The sequence below is a fragment of the Streptomyces sp. LS-MS-L19 genome (assembly GCF_058382285.1).
On the sequence record NZ_JBYCLL010000001.1, the window covers coordinates 8185054 to 8199969 of the forward strand.

13 protein-coding genes and 1 tRNA gene are annotated in these 14916 nt (G+C 71.4%); 10 read left to right on the top strand and 4 right to left on the bottom strand.

Translation table 11 applies throughout. The features are described 5' to 3' along the window. Both AC2XR2_RS36475 and AC2XR2_RS36480 read left to right on the top strand, forming a co-directional pair. Entirely contained in the window at positions 1-213 is a 213-nt protein-coding gene (locus AC2XR2_RS36475; protein ID WP_330263380.1) for a formate dehydrogenase subunit delta, read from the top strand. Between the two features lie 83 nt (positions 214-296). Continuing rightward, a complete protein-coding gene (locus tag AC2XR2_RS36480) occupies positions 297-1229 on the top strand; it encodes a LysR family transcriptional regulator (protein ID WP_381305488.1) in 933 nt (310 codons plus the stop codon). A 42-nt stretch (positions 1230-1271) separates the two neighbouring features. Here AC2XR2_RS36480 and AC2XR2_RS36485 read toward each other — a convergent pair whose 3' ends face one another. Further along, complete coding sequence (locus tag AC2XR2_RS36485; RefSeq protein ID WP_491517390.1) at positions 1272-2855, bottom strand: FadD7 family fatty acid--CoA ligase; 1584 nt, start codon at positions 2853-2855, stop codon at positions 1272-1274. A gap of 254 nt (positions 2856-3109) precedes the next feature. Between AC2XR2_RS36485 and oxc the strand changes: the two genes are divergently transcribed. Together oxc and frc are read left to right on the top strand one after the other, a co-directional pair. Further along, the gene (gene oxc / locus AC2XR2_RS36490; RefSeq protein WP_491517391.1) at positions 3110-4858 is read left to right on the top strand and encodes an oxalyl-CoA decarboxylase; all 1749 of its coding nucleotides are present in this window, start codon (positions 3110-3112) and stop codon (positions 4856-4858) included. Positions 4859-4887: 29 nt separating this feature from the next. Continuing rightward, positions 4888-6144: a formyl-CoA transferase gene (gene frc / locus AC2XR2_RS36495; RefSeq protein ID WP_381305459.1), complete on the top strand. Its 1257-nt coding sequence runs from the start codon at positions 4888-4890 to the stop codon at positions 6142-6144. Between the two features lie 61 nt (positions 6145-6205). Here the strand turns inward: frc and AC2XR2_RS36500 are convergent, their stop codons facing one another. Beyond that, the gene (locus AC2XR2_RS36500; RefSeq protein ID WP_491517392.1) at positions 6206-6631 is read right to left on the bottom strand and encodes a PAS domain S-box protein; all 426 of its coding nucleotides are present in this window, start codon (positions 6629-6631) and stop codon (positions 6206-6208) included. A gap of 160 nt (positions 6632-6791) precedes the next feature. Here AC2XR2_RS36500 and AC2XR2_RS36505 point away from each other — a divergent pair. The 4 genes from AC2XR2_RS36505 to fusA all read left to right on the top strand — a co-directional run bounded on the left by AC2XR2_RS36505 (position 6792) and on the right by fusA (position 11313). After that, positions 6792-6876 (top strand) — tRNA-Leu (locus AC2XR2_RS36505). A gap of 65 nt (positions 6877-6941) precedes the next feature. Further along, complete coding sequence (locus AC2XR2_RS36510; protein WP_491517393.1) at positions 6942-7832, top strand: DUF429 domain-containing protein; 891 nt, start codon at positions 6942-6944, stop codon at positions 7830-7832. A 42-nt stretch (positions 7833-7874) separates the two neighbouring features. Then, the gene (locus AC2XR2_RS36515; RefSeq protein ID WP_491517394.1) at positions 7875-8981 is read left to right on the top strand and encodes a serine hydrolase domain-containing protein; all 1107 of its coding nucleotides are present in this window, start codon (positions 7875-7877) and stop codon (positions 8979-8981) included. A gap of 298 nt (positions 8982-9279) precedes the next feature. Continuing rightward, complete coding sequence (gene fusA, locus AC2XR2_RS36520) at positions 9280-11313, top strand: elongation factor G (RefSeq protein ID WP_381305448.1); 2034 nt, start codon at positions 9280-9282, stop codon at positions 11311-11313. 50 nt (positions 11314-11363) lie between these two features. Here fusA and AC2XR2_RS36525 read toward each other — a convergent pair whose 3' ends face one another. Both AC2XR2_RS36525 and AC2XR2_RS36530 read right to left on the bottom strand, forming a co-directional pair. Then, entirely contained in the window at positions 11364-11756 is a 393-nt protein-coding gene (locus AC2XR2_RS36525; RefSeq protein WP_449349163.1) for an SCO5389 family protein, read from the bottom strand. Positions 11757-11811: 55 nt separating this feature from the next. Then, positions 11812-12771, bottom strand: coding sequence for an ATP-binding protein (locus tag AC2XR2_RS36530; protein WP_491517395.1), 960 nt, complete (start codon positions 12769-12771; stop codon positions 11812-11814). Positions 12772-12887: 116 nt separating this feature from the next. Here AC2XR2_RS36530 and AC2XR2_RS36535 point away from each other — a divergent pair, with 116 nt between their 5' ends. Further along, complete coding sequence (locus AC2XR2_RS36535) at positions 12888-13424, top strand: GNAT family N-acetyltransferase (protein WP_123764151.1); 537 nt, start codon at positions 12888-12890, stop codon at positions 13422-13424. Positions 13425-13431: 7 nt separating this feature from the next. Beyond that, positions 13432-14913 (top strand): ABC transporter substrate-binding protein, encoded by a 1482-nt coding sequence (locus AC2XR2_RS36540; RefSeq protein ID WP_491517396.1) that lies wholly within the window; start codon positions 13432-13434, stop codon positions 14911-14913. Positions 14914-14916: the final 3 nt, after the last annotated feature.

A 14916-nucleotide genomic window follows, 5' to 3' on the forward strand; every position in this document is an offset into this window, starting at 1 on the left:
ATGACAGCGACCGTGCCGTCGGAGTGCCGGATGGCCAACGACATCGCCAGGAACCTCGGCCATCTGCCGGGGGAGGAGGCCGCCGAGGCGATCGCGGGGCACATCGGCAGGTTCTGGGACCCGCGCATGCGCACTCGGCTCCACGAGTTCGTCGACGCCGGCGTGGAGGGGCTCGACCCGCTGGTGGTGGCCGCCGTGAGGCTTCTGCACTGACCGGTGGCGTCTCCTCCCTGTACATCACTCCGCACTGCATACAGTATGGAGTCAGTGATCCCACGGGCAGGGAGGAGCCGCTCATGCTGTTCCGGCAGCTCGAGTACTTCGTGGCGGTGGCGAGGGAACGGCACTTCGCCCGGGCGGCGGAATCCTGCTACGTCTCCCAGCCCGCGCTCTCGGCGGCGATCGCCAAACTGGAGCGAGAGCTGAACGTCACGCTGATCAACCGCGGCCACACCTACCAGGGCCTCACCCCGGAGGGCGAGCGGCTCGTCGTCTGGGCCAAACGGATCCTGGCCGAGCAGGACGCCTTCAAGGCCGAGGTCGCCGCCGTGCAGTCCGGCATCACCGGCACCCTGCGGCTCGGCACCGACCCCACCGCGTCCACGACACTCGCCCTGCCCGTGGCCGCGTTCTGCGCGGCGCACCCGTTGGCGAAGGTCCAGGTCCGCTCACGGCTGTCGACGAAGGAACTCCACCGCCAGCTGCGCGACTACGAACTCGACGTGGCCATCGCCCACTTCGACCCCGACGACCAGGAAGGACTCCAGGTCGTCCCGCTCTACCAGGAGCGGTACATGCTGCTGGTCTCCGACGACCAGCTGGTCTCCCAGAGCCCCACCATGACCTGGGCGGACGCGGCCGAGCTGCCCCTCGCCCTGCTCACCCCCGACATGCGGATCCGGCAGATCGTCGACACGGTGTTCGCGGAGAAGGGCTTCGTGGTCACCCCGCAGGTCGAGACGGACTCGATCGCCTCCCTCTACGCGCACGTGGGCGGCGGCGGCTGGGCGAGCATCGTGCCGCACACCTGGCTGCGCGCCATGCCGGTCGTCGGCCGGACCCGGGCACTGCCCCTGACCGACCCGGAGGCGGGCGCCCAGGTCTCGGTGGCCATCCACGCGGCCACCCCCGGATCGGTCGCCGCGCGGGCGTTCGTCAACGCGGCGACGGGCCTGTCCCTGGACGACTTCTTCGCCCGCCCCCTGCCGGCCGAGCACCTGGTGCACTGAACCGGACGGACGACCGCTCCCGCGACCCCCGCGCCCCTCCCGTCACCGCGCGTACCGCGCCTGTACGGCCTTCCGGTCCAGCCCGCCCTTCGCCGTGTACGGCAGCGCGGTGACCACCTCCAAGCGGTCCGGCACCTCGAAAGGGGCCAGGTGGTCCCGGCAGTAGCGCAGGATCTCCGCGCGCCCGGCGCCGTCCCCGTCCCGCACCACCACGGCCGCGCCGACCCGCTGCCCGTACACCGCGTCCGGCACCGCGAACACCGCCGCCTCCGCGACCCCCGGGCACCCGGCGAGGATGTCCTCGACATGTTCGGGTGAGATCTTCTCGCCGCCCCGGTTGATGAGGTTCTTGAGCCGCCCGGTCAGCGACAGATACCCGTCCCCGTCCAGGGTGCCCAGGTCACCGGTGCGCAGCCAGCCGCCGACGAAGGTCCGGGCCGACTTCTCGCCGTCGGCCAGATAGCCCCGGGCGACCGTGGGCCCCTGCACCCACACCTCGCCCTCGACACCCGCCGGACACGGTCGCCCGTTCCCGTCCGTGACCCGCACCGCGACACCGGTCGGCCGGCCCACCGACCCCTGCCGGAGCGCTCCCCGCTGCGGCAGCGGTTCGCTGGTCGCCTGGTGCGAGGACTCGGTCATCCCGTACGCGGACAGCAGGGGTGCCCCGAACGTCCGCTCCAGCGCCCGCTGTGTCGCGGTGTTCAGGGGCGCGCTGCAACTCCGTACGAACTTCAACCGCGGTGCCCGCGGCCCCGGGTGCTCCCGCTCCGACCGGTCGAGGAGGATCTCGTGGATCGCCGGCACCGCCGTGAACCAGGTGGCGTCCGCCGCCCGCATGTCGTCCCAGAACGTGCCCGCGGAGAACCGCCCCCGCTCCGGCAGCAGCACACAGCCCCCGCTCGCCAGGGAGGCCAGCAGCGCCGCGAACAGCCCGTGGCCGTGGAAGAACGGCATCACCGCGACCGTCGCGTCCCCCGGGCCCAACTCGTAGGTGGCGCAGATGTTCTGGACGGAGGCGGCCACGTTGGCGCGGGTCAGCGGGACCATCTTCGCCCGGGCGGTGGTGCCGGCGGTGAACAGCACGAGGGCGTCCCGCTCCGACAACTCAGCGGAAGCAGTGGTGACGTGGGGGTCACCGCACGCCGAGGTCTCCAGCACCACCGTCGCCGTACCGGCACGGGAGGCGTCCACCCGCAACGGCCACGCGGGCACGGGCAGCACGACGGCACCGGACACGGCGGTGTCGAAGAGGACGGCCCGTGCACCCAACCCCGCCAGTCTCGCCGCGAGTTGAGGCTCCGGCAGTGCCGGGTCCAGCGGAGCCACCACCGTCCCGGCCCGCGCCGCACCGAGCAGCCCCACGACGAACTCCGCCGTGTTGGCACAGATCAGCCCGACGGCGTCCCCGCGGCGCAGCCCCGCCCCGTCGAGCCGCGCGGCCACGTCGTCGGCGAGGGCCGCGAGTGCCCGGTACGACAGCTGCACGCGCTCGCCAGTCACCACCAGGGCCCGGGCGGAAGGGCGTTCACGCACCTGCCGGTCGAGGAGATCGGCGAGGCCCGAGACCTGCGGAGGTCGGTACCGGTTCGCGTCGCGCACGGATGCCGCGGCCGGAACGGCCATGACCCCACCCCCTCGCACAGCTCCGTTGAAACGTCCTCTGCGAGCGTGCGGTGACCCCCGGTGCGCGTCCAATACCCGCTGGCGAACGCCCGATAGCAGCTGTCTATCAAGGGAGTTGCGAGGCCTCCCACCTGCTGTCGATAGACGCCGTTTATCGGCTGGTCGCCGATGGGTCTTGGACGCGGGCGAACGCGCTGCGGATGGTGAGAGAAGTAGCCGCTCCGGCAGGACCTGCCCAAGGAGGACCTCGGACCATGACCGCTCCCTCGACCCTGGAGACCGCGGCAGCAGCCGACGTTCCGACCGAGCTCACCGACGGGTACCACCTGGTCGTCGACGCGCTCAAGCTGAACGACGTCGACACCATCTACGGCGTCGTCGGCATCCCGATCACCGACCTGGCCCGTCTCGCCCAGGCGCAGGGCATCCGCTACATCGGCTTCCGCCACGAGAGCAACGCCGGACACGCGGCCGCCATCGCCGGCTACCTCAACAAGAAGCCCGGCGTGGCCCTCACGGTCTCGGCCCCCGGCTTCCTCAACGGCCTGGTCGCCCTCGCCAACGCGACCACCAACTGCTTCCCCATGGTCCAGATCTCCGGCTCCAGCGAGCGCCACCTCGTCGACCTCAAACAGGGCGACTACGAGGAGATGGACCAACTCGCCGCCGCACAGCCCTTCGTGAAGGCCGCCTACCGGGTCAGCCGCGTGGAGGACATCGGCCGCGGCATCGCCCGCGCCCTGCGCACCGCGATCTCCGGGCGTCCCGGCGGTGTCTACCTCGACATCCCCGCCGCGGTCCTCGGCGCCATCATGCCCAAGGCGGAGGGCGACCGGACGCTGAGCCGCCTCGTCGACCCCGCCCCGCGCCAGCTCCCGGCACCGGAGGCCGTGGACCGCGCGATCGAGCTGCTGGCCTCCGCCGAGCGCCCGCTGATCGTGCTGGGCAAGGGCGCCGCGTACGCCCAGGCGGACGCCAAGGTACGGCAGTTCGTCGAGTCGACCGGCATCCCCTACGTACCGATGTCGATGGCCAAGGGCCTGCTGCCCGACGACCACCCCCAGTCGGCGGCCACCGCCCGTTCCCTCGCCCTGAAGAAGGCCGACGTCGTGATGCTGATCGGCGCCCGCCTCAACTGGCTTCTGGGCCACGGCCAGACGGGCTGGAACCCCGACGCCAAGTTCGTCCAGATCGACATCGACCCCAAGGAGATGGACAGCAACCAGCCCATCGCCGCGCCGCTCGTCGGCGACATCGAGTCGGTGCTCGACGCGCTCGCCGAGCGCACCAAGCCCGGCCAGATCCAGGCGCCTTCGGCCTGGCGCGAGGAGCTCGGGGCGCGCTCGGCGCAGAACGTCGCCAAGATGGCCAAGCGGCTGGAGGCCGACCCGCACCCCATGCAGTTCATGGGCGCCCTGAAGGCCGTACGGGACGTCGTGCACCAGCACCCGGAGACGTACATCGTCAACGAGGGCGCCAACGCCCTGGACATCGCGCGCAACGTCATCGACATGCACGTCCCGCGCCACCGCCTGGACAGCGGCACCTGGGGCGTCATGGGCATCGGCATGGGGTACGCCATCGCCGCCGCCGTCGAGAGCGGCGCACCGGTCGTGGCCATCGAGGGCGACAGCGCCTTCGGGTTCAGCGGCATCGAGATCGAGACGATCTGCCGCTACAAGCTCCCCGTCGTCACCGTGATCATGAACAACGGCGGGGTCTACCGCGGCGACGACACCAACCCGTACGACGACGAACCCGCGCCCACCACCCTCATGTCGGCGGCCCGTCACGACCTGCTCATCGAGTCGTTCGGCGGCAAGGGCTACCGCGCCACCACCCCCGCCGAGGTCACCGCCGCCCTGACCGAAGCCCTCGCCCTGGGCGGTCCGGCGCTCATCGACTGCGTGATCGACCCCTCGGCCGGCACCGAGAGCGGCCACATCTCGCACCTCAACCCCAAGGGCATCACCGTCGGCAACATCACGCCGGCCGCCAAGTGACCACGTAACTTCACGAAAAGGAAGCACACATGAGTGAAAAGCCGCTCGCCGGAATCAAGGTGATCGACTTCACCGGGGTCCAGGCCGGTCCCGCCTGCACGCAGATGCTCGCCTGGTTCGGCGCCGACGTCCTCAAGGTCGAGCGCCCCAACGGCGGCGATGTGACCCGCCGTCAGCTCCGGGACATCGAGGACCTGGACGCGCTCTACTTCACGATGCTCAACAGCAACAAGCGCTCCCTCGCCATCAACACCAAGACCAGCGAGGGCAAGGAGGTCCTGGAGAAGCTCATCAAGGACGCCGACGTGCTCGTGGAGAACTTCGCCCCGGGCGCCCTGGACCGCATGGGCTTCACCTGGGAGCGCATCCAGGAACTCAACCCGCGCCTCATCTTCGGCTCGGTGAAGGGCTTCAACGACCAGTCGTCCTGGAACGACCTCAAGGTCTACGAGAACGTCGCCCAGTGCGCGGGCGGCGCCGCCTCCACCACCGGCTTCTGGGACGGCCCGCCCACCATCTCCGGCGCCGCCATCGGCGACACCAACACCGGCATGCACCTGGCGATCGGCATCCTCACCGCGATCATCGACCGGGGGAGGACCGGCCGGGGCCAGAAGGTCTCCGTCTCCATGCAGGACGCCGTCCTCAACCTCTGCCGCGTCAAGCTGCGCGACCAGCAGCGGCTGGAGCGGGTCGGCTACCTGGAGGAGTACCCGCAGTACCCGAACGGCGAGTTCACCGATGTCGTACCGCGCGGCGGCAACGCGGGCGGCGGCGGACAGCCCGGCTGGGTCCTCAAGTGCAAGGGCTGGGAGACCGACCCGAACGCCTACATCTACTTCACTGTCCAGGAGCAGAACTGGAAGCGCACCGCCGAGGTGATCGGCCACCCCGAGTGGGCCGAGGACCCGGAGTACGCCACCGCGCGCGCCCGCCAGTCGCACATCTTCGAGATCTTCGAGGAGATCGAGAAGTGGCTCGCGGACAAGACGAAGTACGAGGCGGTGGACATCCTGCGGGAGTGGGAGGTGCCCTGCGCCCCGGTGATGAGCATGAAGGAGATCGCCTACGACGAGGACCTGCGCAACAGCGGCACGGTCGTCGAGGTCGAGCAGAAGGGCCGCGGCACGTATCTGACCGTCGGCAGCCCCGTGAAGTTCTCCTCCTTCAAGCCGGAGATCGTCGGCGCGCCGCTGCTGGGCGAGCACAGCTCCGAGGTGCTGGTCGAGCTGGGCTACGACGAGGAGACGATCGGCCGGCTGAAGGAGAGCGGGGTCATCGTCTGAGGGATGCGCCGAAGGGGCCGTGACCTTGATGGTCACGGCCCCTTCGCCGTGGGGTGGGCGCTCAGACCGACGCCTCGGCCCGCCGCCGCATCAGCTCCCGCTCCCGCTCGCGCCGCGCGGTGACGTCCCGGATGACCGCACCGCAGTAGCTGCCGCCGTCGGGTCCCGACAGCAGCACCACGCTGAACTCGATGGACAGCTTGCGACCGTCCGCCGCCAGTGCCGGCACGTTCAGCAGGTCCGCCTCGCCGTACTTGCTGTAGCCCCGCTCCATGGCCGCGTCGAAGCCCTCCTGGTGCCGCTTGCGGTGCCGCTCGGGGATGATGATGTCCAGGCTCCGCCCCACCGCGTCGGCCGCGGGGAACCCGAAGATGCGCTCCGCACCCCGGTTCCAGTAGCGGATGAGACCTTCGCTGTCGGTGATCACTATGCCGTCGGGCGCCTGGGCCGCCATGCCCATTACCACCGCGGAATCCAGATCTTCCATGTCGCCTCCGAGCCGGGGCCGTTTGGGTGACGACAGTATACAGAATACTGTCGTCACAGCTCCTGGTCGGACGGATATGCAGGTGAAGGGCACTGCGAAAGCTTGGTATTGTTGTCCGTGTCGCCGCGGGGAACACCCCTGTCAAGGCGGCAGACACCTGGTCCGGGTGGCGGAATGGCAGACGCGCTAGCTTGAGGTGCTAGTGCCCTTTATCGGGCGTGGGGGTTCAAGTCCCCCCTCGGACACTGACGAAGACCCCCGCTGAGCGGGGGTCTTTCGCGTGTCAGGGCTCCTCTGGTACCACCGGGCCATGGGAATGCAGCGGTTCGTCGGCGTCGACCTCGCCTGGGCCCCGACCGGCACCCGGATCGGTCCGCGCGAGACCGGTGTCGCGATCATCGACGGAACCGGCACGGTGATCGACTGCGGCTGGACCCGAGGGGTCGAGGACACCCTCGCGTGGATCGCCGAGGTGACCGTCGACGGATCGACCCTGGCCTTCGTCGACGCTCCCCTCGTCGTCGACAACCCCACGGGCCAGCGACCCTGCGAGCGCGAGGTCGGCCGCCGGTACGGCCGCTGGAAGGTGAGCGCGAACAGCACCAACCGGAACTCCCGCCACCAGGCCGGAGTCCTGCTGCGCGAACGGCTCCAGGAATCCGGCTGGACGTATCACGACGGCCTCGACGGTCCGCCGGCCGACGGGCTCGTCCTGTCCGAGTGCTACCCGTACACGACACTCGTCGGCGCCGCCGAGCTCGGCTACGACCAGGAGCGCCCCCGGTACAAGCGCCCCGGGCGGCGGCCGCCGCAGGGCTGGCGGTCCGCACGCGCCCGGGTGTGCGACGAACTGATCGCCCGCCTCGCGGGTCTGGCCGAGGCCGATCCACCGTTGCGGCCGGCGTCCCACCCGGTTTCCCGGCAGCTCCTGACCGAGCCCTCACCCGAGCGGGACGCCCCCTACAAACATCGCGAGGACCTCGTCGACGCGCTGCTCTGCGCGTGGACGGCCGCCCTCTGGTCCCGGCACGGACTCGCGCGCTGCCAGGTACTCGGCGAAGAAGTTCCGGAGAGGCCCGGGACGGCTCCCACGATCATCGCGCCCGCCCGCCCCGAACAGCGCCGCGAGCCGGTTGCCGTACAGCCGTTGTCCGGGCACAGCCGGCTCCCCGAGCGGCGGACGCCCGCCCGTACGCCGTAATTCGGTTGACCCGGCCCCCGCACCGGGGGCTCAATACCCGGCATGGCCGACATCCAGGGCACGTACGACGATCTGTTCTCCGCGGTCCCCAACGGACTGGCCGCGCTGCTGGACGAGGGGGACGTCGGCGGCTCGGTGGCCGTCTTCGTGGACGGTGAACCGGTGGTGGACGTCTGGGGCGGCTTCGCCGACGCCGACCGGACCGTCCCGTGGACGCACGACACGATCACCAACGTGTTCTCCACGACCAAGACGATGACGGCCCTGTGCGCGCTGATCCTCGCCGACCGCGGCGAACTCGACCTGGACGCCCAAGTCGCCCGCTACTGGCCCGAGTTCGCCGCCGCGGGCAAGGAAAAGGTGCTCGTACGGCACCTGCTGTCGCACACCGCCGGACTGCCCCACTGGGAGGGCCCGGTCGAAGAGATCTACGACTGGCCCGCCGCCACCGCCCGGCTCGCCGCCCAGCCGCTCCTCTGGGAGCCCGGCACGGCGGCCGGCTACCACTCGCTCACCCAGGGATTCCTGGTCGGCGAGGTCCTGCGCCGGATCACCGGCCGTACCGTCGGTGAGTTCCTCGCCGACGAAGTCACCGGGCCCCTCGGCGCCGACTTCCACATCGGGCTCCCCGCCGAGCACGACCACCGGGTCGCCCGGACCCTCCCGCCGCCCGGCCGGGACGAGGACTACACCGCGGCTTCCGCCAACCGCGACGCCGCACCCACCCCCGGCACCGCGATGCGCGTGCGGGACGCCAACAGCACGGCGTGGCGGCGCTCGCAGATCCCCGCCGCCAGCGGCTTCGGCAACGCCCGTTCCATCGCGCTCGTACAGTCCGCCCTCGCCTGCGGAGGGACGGTCGGCGGCGTACGGCTGCTGTCGGCGGCGGGCGCCGCGCGCGCCCGCGAGGAGCAGTTCAGCGGCGAGGACCGCGTGATCGGCATGACCCAGCGCTACGGCCTCGGGTACGGCCTCTTCGGGAACTCCTTCGGCTGGGGCGGCTGGGGCGGCTCGCTCGTCATGATCGACCCCGACGCCCGCATGGTGGTGGCGTACGCGACCGACCAGATGCGTGAACCCGCCGAGGACACCCGGGGGTTGGACCTCGTCATGTCCGCCTACGACGGTCTCCAGGGCCTGCGCCGCTGACCGGCCGAAAACCCCGTGCGCCACCGTGGCCCGCTCCCTACACTCACCATGACCAGGAACGACGAGTGAGGGGAGTACGGCCATGTGCGCACGCACCGCTGTCGCCGTCCCCCGGGCGTCGTACGACGTGATCCTCGTGTCCTCGCCCCTCCGGTGCCCGCTGCGCGGCCGGCACCGGACACCCGTCACGCCTGTCTGAACGGCCCTTTCACCGCCGTAGCACGTCCTTTTGACGTGCCGTCATGCCGTACGGGTCATCGCGCTGCCCTGTCATCACAGCACCGAAAGGCCCTGGGCCGTGCGCACCAACCACCTCAACCCGCTCGCCGTCGTCCGCAATCTCGGCATCCTCGCCCACGTCGACGCCGGCAAGACCACCGTCACCGAGCGGATCCTGTTCGCCACCGGGACCACCCACAAGCGCGGCGAGGTCCATGACGGCACGACCGTCACCGACTTCGACCCGCAGGAGCGGGACCGCGGGATCACCATCTTCGCGGCCGCCGTCAGCTGCGCGTGGGACGGGCACCGGATCAACCTGATCGACACCCCGGGACACGTCGACTTCGCCGACGAGGTGGAGCGCTCGCTCCGGGTGCTCGACGGGGCGGTCGCGGTGTTCGACGCGGTCGCGGGCGTGGAGCCGCAGAGCGAGTCGGTGTGGCGGCAGGCCGACCGGCACGGCGTGCCGAGGATCGCGTTCGTCAACAAGCTGGACCGCGCGGGCGCCGACCTCGACACGGCCGTCGAGTCGATCCGCCGGCGACTGCATCCGGCCCCGCTGGTCGTGCAGTTGCCCATCGGCCGCGAGGACGGCTTCACCGGAGTCGTCGACCTGCTGAGGATGCGGGCGCTGACCTGGTCCGAGGACACCTTCGCGGAGGGCCCCGTGCCCGACGGTCTGCGCGAGGAGGCGCTCAGGCGACGCCGGATCCTGGAGGAAGCCGTCGCCGAACGGCACCCGGCCGCGCTGGAGGAGTTCTGCGACCGGGAGACGCTCTCCGCGGACACCCTCACGGCGGCGCTGCGGGATCTCACCCGCAGCGGCGACGGCGTGGTCGTGCTGTGCGGCTCGGCCTACCGCAACCGCGGGATCGAGCCGCTGCTGGACGCGGTGGCGGCGTACCTGCCCTCGCCGCTGGACGTCCCCGCCGTGCGGGGCGAGCAGGGCGAGGAGCGGCCCTGCGATCCGGCGGCGCCGCTCGCCGCCCTGGCGTTCAAGGTGAACGCCACCCCGACCGGACGGCTGACGTACGTGCGGGTGTACTCGGGAACGATCGAGAAGGGAGCCACCGTGTGGGACGCGGGCGCGCGGCGCACCGAGCGCGTCGGACGGATCCTGCGGGTCCAGGCCGACCGGCACGCCCCGCTGGAGCGGGCGGTCGCCGGAGACATCGTCGCCGTCGTCGGGCTGAAGTCGGCCCGGGCGGGCTCGACGCTGTGCGCACCGGACGCCCCGCTGGTACTGGAACCGCCGAGCGCGGCCGAACCGGTCGTGTCCGTGGCGCTCGAACCCCAACGCTCCGTCGACACCGACCGGTTGGCGTCGGCGCTCGCCCGGCTGACCGAGGAGGACCCCTCGCTCGTCGTCCGCACCGACGCCGAGACCGGCCAGACCCTGCTGTCCGGCATGGGGGAACTGCATCTGGAGGTGGCGGTGGAGAAGGTACGGCGTGAACAGGGCCTCGCCCTCAACGTCGGCCGTCCGCGGGTCAGTTACCGCGAGACGGTCGGGCGCGGGGTGTCCGGGCTGGTCTTCCGGCACGTCAAACAGGACGGCGGGGCAGGGCAGTTCGCGCACGTCGTGCTCGACGTCGAACCGGCCGAGGAGGGCTTCGCGTTCCGCTCGGCGGTCGTCGGCGGGCGCGTCCCGCAGGAGTACGTCCGCGCGGTCGAGGCCGGCTGCCGGGACGCCCTGGCCGAGGGACCCCTCGGCGGGCACCCGGTGACCGGGCTGCGCGTCACCCTCACCGACGGGGCGACCCATGTGAAGGACTCCTCGGACACGGCCTTCCGCACGGCCGGCCGGTTCGGCCTGCGGGAAGCCCTGCGCGCCTGCGCGATGGTCCTCCTCGAACCGGTCGTCGAGGTCACGGTCACCGTGCCCGAGGATGCGGTCGGAGCCGTGCTCGGCGATCTCGCCGCGCGCCGCGGCCGGGTCTCGGGCTCGGTCACGCGCGGCGGTTCGGCGATCGTCACGGCGACCGTGCCACTGGCCGAACTCTTCGGCTACGCGACGCGGCTGCGCAGCCGCACCCAGGGCCGCGGCACGTTCACGGCCCGGCCCACGGGGTACGCGCCGGCGCCGGCCGAGACGGCGGCACGGCGGTAGCCGACGGTGTGGCCCTCCCGGCTCCGGGAGGGCCACACCGCACACCGGGTTCAGCAGTCCCGGAACTCCGGCGACTGGTTCAGCACCTGTGAGCGCACCGATGTGAAGCGGGCGTACGTCTCACCCGGGAGCGATTCCGGGCGGAACGCCGCCACCCGGTGGCAGTTCTGGAAGGCGAGTGCCACGCCGAAGTGGCGTTCCAGGCTGCCGCGGATGGCGTCGCTGGCGAGGGCGCGCAGGAGCTGGCCGCGCTCCTTCTCCGACGGGGGAGGGGTCTGGTTGTCGGTGAACTCGGCGGTGCCGCCCTTGAGTTCGCCGGCAAGGGAGGCGATCAGGTCATAGGCGTAGGGGAGGGACGTGCGGACGGTGTCCACGAAGTCCTCCTCGCGGATGTCGCCCTGTTCGGCTTCGGCGAGGAGCTTCGGGGAGACGTCGAGAGACATGTGCGGGGGGTTCCTGTCCTGTTGTCGTGAAGGGAGTGAACTGAAAGGGGGAGGGTCAGTCGAGGGAGGCCGGGCCCGGGACGAAGTCCGGGTCCACCTGGGCGGTCAGGTCCAGGCCGGTCGCCTCGTTCGCCCAGGAGCGGGCGTTGCGGAGGTGGAACTCGACCGTGTGGCGGTGCAGGGCGGCCCAGTCGCGGCGGTGGGCGTCCACCGTGTCGCGCAGGATCGACAGGGCGTGCCGGTTGTGGGGTTCGAGCGACTCCAGGTCGCCTTCCGCACGGCCCTGTTCGGCCGCGCGTACCCAGGGCGACTGGACCAGGTGGGTCAGCAGGTCGTCGCCGACCTGCTCCTTGAGGAAGAGCAGGTCGTCCTCGCCGGTCACCTTGTTGCCGACCACGGCGATCCGGATCCCGAACTCCCGTGCGTGGTCCCGGTACTGGCGGTAGACCGAGACGCCCTTGCGGGTGGGTTCGGCCACCAGGAAGGTCAGGTCGAAGCGGGTGAACAGGCCGGAGGCGAAGGCGTCCGCGCCCGCCGTCATGTCGACGACGACGTACTCGCCGGGACCGTCGACCAGATGGTTGAGGTACAGCTCCACGCCACCGAGCTTGGAGTGGTAGCAGGCCACCCCCAGGTCGCTCTCGTCGAACTCGCCCGTCACCATCAGCGGCACGTCACCCACCCGCCGGACATGACGCGCGTGGAGTTCGTCGTCGCCCAGCAGGCGCAGCAGCCGTGAGCCCCGGCCCGGCGGCGTCGTCTTGATCATCGCCTCGCGGGAGGCGATGCGCGGATTGGCACCGCGCAGGAAGTCCTTGATGTCGGCCACGTGCGCGCCCAGCGGAGGGGCGTCCCAGGTGCCGGACCCGTCGTGGCCCAGGGCCTCGGCCAGGTGCTGGTTGATGTCGCCGTCCACGGCCAGCACCGGCGCGCCGGAACGGGCCAGATGGCGGGAGAAGAGCGCCGACAGGGTGGTCTTGCCGCTGCCGCCCTTGCCGACGAACGCGATGCGCACTACCGCTCCATCTTTTTGAAAATGGATGTCATGTCGGTATGTTCTATGGCGCGCATTCGATCACTGTCAAATCACCCCGCGATCAAGCTGGAAGGCTTAATGCATATGATGTGCAAGTGCGTGACTACAGCATCAAGACGGCCGGCCCGGACGACCTCGACGGTGCGCGAGCCGTGATGCTCGACACCGTCTACCGCGACTTCGGGACCGGGTACGTGCCCCGCTGGCACGGCGACATCATCGACCCGGCGGCCGCCTATCTGGTCCCGGCCCGCCACACCCTCCTCGTCGCCCTCGACCCGGACGACCGGGCCGTCGTGGCCACCGCCGCGCTCGACTCCCGCGGTCCCGCCCATCCGCCGAACCCGCGCGAGCTGGCCGAGCGCTACCCCAGCGGCGAGACCGCGCAGCTGCGCCGGATCTACGTCCGCCCCGAGCACCGCAGGCGCGGCCTCGCCCGCCGCATGGTCGACCGACTGCTCGCCTTCGCGGCCGCGGACGGCGGCTACCGCTCCGTGTACCTGCACACCGACCCGGCGGTCCCGGGCGCCGAACCCTTCTGGCGTTCGCTCGGCAAGGTCGTGCACGACGAGCGCGAGACCACGGGGGGCGCGAGCAGCGTCGTCCACTTCGAGATACCGATGGAGCGATAGAACCACCATGCGACGCCGTCACCTCCTGGGCGCCCTGCTGCTCACCCCCGTCCTCACCGCCTGCTTCGCCTCCTCCGGCGACGACTCCCCGAGCGCCGCGAGCGACGGTTCACGGCTCCGGGTCGCCCTCGCCTTCCCGCCCGCCGAGAACCTCTCGCCGTACGGTGCCGACGCCACCCTCCTCAGCCGCCTCGGTGTCACCGAGGGGCTCACCGCGCTCGACGCCAACGGCGCCGCCGCCCCCGCGCTCGCCGAGTCCTGGCGCCGTGAGAACGACCGCAGTTGGCTCTTCACCCTGCGCGAGGCCACCTTCCAGGACGGCTCGGACGTCACCCCGGCCGCGGTCGCCGCCGCCCTCACCCACGCCACCGAGGCCAAGCCCGCCCCGGCCGCCCTCTCCGGCGTCACGCTGACGGCCGAGCCCGCCGGGGACGCCGTACGCATCACCACGAAGACGTCCGATCCCGTGCTGCCGCTGCGCCTGTCCAGCCCCAACCTCGCCGTGTTCGCGGCCAAGGCGTACTCCCACGACGGAGTCGATCCGGTCGGCACCGCCACCGGACCCTTCGAGCTCACCAAGGTCACCGGCTCCACCTCCGCCGCCCTCGACCGCTTCGACGACTACTGGGGCGGCCGCGCCCAGGCCCCCGGCATCGACGCCCGCTTCATCGCCGACGGCACCGCCCGCGCCAACGCCCTGCGCACCGGCCAGGTCGACATCGCCGAGGCGATCCCCGTCGCCCAGGCCGCCTCCCTCGACAAGGCCACCCTCGAGGAGACCGCGACCACCCGCACCACCAGCCTCCAACTCAACACGAAGTCAGGCCCGTTCAAGGACCCGAAGCTGCGCGCCGCCGCCCACCAGGCCGTCGACGGCTCGGCCCTCGTCAAGGGCGTCTTCGAGGGGTACGCCGACCCCGGCGCCGGCATCTACGGACCGGCCGTGACCTGGGCCGCCGGCAAGCGCGTGGAGCCCACCGGACGGGCCGCCGCGGCGCGGCCGAACGGCACCGCCGTCACCCTCGCCACCTACGACAACCGGCCCGAACTCCCCGAGGTCGCCCAGGTCCTCCAACAGCAGCTCCAGAAGGCCGGGTTCAAGGTCACCCTGGAGGTACGCGAGTACTCACGGCTCGAAAGCGACGCCTTGGCGGGGAAGTTCGACGCGTTCATCGGCGCCCGCAACAGCCTCGTCGACACCGGTGACCCCGTCGGCGTCCTCGCGAGCGACTACACCTGCGACGGCGGCTACAACCTCGCCCGACTGTGCGACCAGAAGGTCGACAAGGCGGTCGCCGAGGCCGACGAAGCCACCGACACCAGCCGACGTCAGGACGCGGCCATGCGCGCCGAGGCGGCGATCCTCGGCACCGACGCCGTGGTCCCGCTGGCCCACCAGAGCATCATCGTCGGCGTCGGCACCGAGGTCCGAGGGGTGCTCCTCGACCCGTACGAGCGCACCCTCGTCGGCACCGGAACGCGACGCTGACCC

Coding starts and splice junctions, on each gene's coding strand:
- AC2XR2_RS36475 (WP_330263380.1), top strand. CDS start 1: ATGACAGCGACCGTGCCGTCGGAGTGCCGGATGGCCAACGACATCGCC.
- AC2XR2_RS36480 (WP_381305488.1), top strand. CDS start 297: ATGCTGTTCCGGCAGCTCGAGTACTTCGTGGCGGTGGCGAGGGAACGG.
- AC2XR2_RS36485 (WP_491517390.1), bottom strand. CDS start 2,855: ATGGCCGTTCCGGCCGCGGCATCCGTGCGCGACGCGAACCGGTACCGA.
- oxc (WP_491517391.1), top strand. CDS start 3,110: ATGACCGCTCCCTCGACCCTGGAGACCGCGGCAGCAGCCGACGTTCCG.
- frc (WP_381305459.1), top strand. CDS start 4,888: ATGAGTGAAAAGCCGCTCGCCGGAATCAAGGTGATCGACTTCACCGGG.
- AC2XR2_RS36500 (WP_491517392.1), bottom strand. CDS start 6,631: ATGGAAGATCTGGATTCCGCGGTGGTAATGGGCATGGCGGCCCAGGCG.
- AC2XR2_RS36510 (WP_491517393.1), top strand. CDS start 6,942: ATGGGAATGCAGCGGTTCGTCGGCGTCGACCTCGCCTGGGCCCCGACC.
- AC2XR2_RS36515 (WP_491517394.1), top strand. CDS start 7,875: ATGGCCGACATCCAGGGCACGTACGACGATCTGTTCTCCGCGGTCCCC.
- AC2XR2_RS36525 (WP_449349163.1), bottom strand. CDS start 11,756: ATGTCTCTCGACGTCTCCCCGAAGCTCCTCGCCGAAGCCGAACAGGGC.
- AC2XR2_RS36540 (WP_491517396.1), top strand. CDS start 13,432: ATGCGACGCCGTCACCTCCTGGGCGCCCTGCTGCTCACCCCCGTCCTC.